A 1,228-nucleotide genomic window follows, 5' to 3' on the forward strand; every position below is an offset into this window, starting at 1 on the left:
AGACCCCGATTACTTTAAAGCATTGGAAAAACCTGTGGCTCTCTATCGCTATCAATTAGAGCTGGTACCAGTTAAGGATAGTTGAAGGTTGAAGGTTGTTAAAGGGTTGAAGGTTGTTAAAGGGTTGAAGGTTGAATGTTAGGTTAGTTGGGGGGGTGTTGGCGGATTTGCGATCGCGATTGTTGTTAACTCAACCTTCAACTGGGTAACCTTCAACATTAAACCTTAAACCTTCAACTGGGTAACCTTCAACATTAAACCTTAAACCTTCAACTGGGTAACCTTCAACATTAAACCTTGTAAGCATTCAGCCGTCAGCGGTCAGCCGTCAGCGGTCAGCCGTCAGCTTATTTTATTCAAAAGCTATAGTTATTGTAGGGTGGGCAAATGACAGAATTCCAGATTAAATGGTCATTGGCTTGGTATTTGCCCAACCTACTACCTGTCAGCAGTCAGCAGTCAGCCGTCAGCTTATTTTATTCAAAAGCTGAGAGCTGAGAGCTGATAGCTGATAGCTGAGAGCTGAGAGCTGATAGCTGATAGCTGTGAGCTGAGAGCTGATAGCTGATAGCTGATAGCTGATAGCTGATAGCTGAATGCTTACTAAACCTTAAACCTTCAACTAGCTAACCTTCAACCTTCAACCAGCTAACCTTCAACCTTCAACCAGCTAACTTTCAACCCTTTAATAACCTTCAACCAGCTAACCTTAAACCGGATTTTCCCCAATCCAATTGAGCAAAATCGGGTTGACTATCTCTGGTGCTTCATCTTGGGGACAATGACCCAAACCTTCTAAAGGAATAAACTTTTCTACAGTGGGGAATTTCGCTAATTCTCGTCCCAAGTCAATGGGTTCCCAGGGGTCTTTGCTGCCCCATAGTATGATCGCAGGACAAGGCAAAATTGGGATCAGGTCTTCTGGTAGTGGTCCTTGAGAATAGCTAGTAAAGGCAATAAAAACATCAGCTGCACCGGGATCAGCTGCTGGTGCCATGATTAGATCAACCAGTTCATCAGTGACGGCTTCTGGACGACAGTAGGCTTGCAACAGAATATTACGCACTACTTTAGGCTTAGCCAGCTGACTAAAAAAATACTGGGATACTCTTAAACCGTAATAAATCGTGATAATCCGGTACAAAACGGTCAAGGTTCAATCTATTGTGGTCCGAGTGAGAAGTGGTCATTCAGCAATTGGAGTCAAGCCTGCCACTTATCTTTCTGG

1 pseudogene is annotated in these 1,228 nt (G+C 43.7%); it reads right to left on the bottom strand.

The window, feature by feature from the left end:
* Nucleotides 1–709 precede the first annotated feature (709 nt).
* Nucleotides 710–1,108 (bottom strand): annotated as a pseudogene (locus F6K38_RS42415) (alpha/beta hydrolase); the annotation flags it as partial.
* Between the last annotated feature and the right edge of the window lie 120 nt (nucleotides 1,109–1,228).

Origin of the sequence: Moorena sp. SIO3B2 (genome assembly GCF_010692525.1) — a bacterium.
In the GTDB taxonomy this organism is placed as follows: Bacteria; Cyanobacteriota; Cyanobacteriia; order Cyanobacteriales; family Coleofasciculaceae; genus Moorena; species Moorena producens.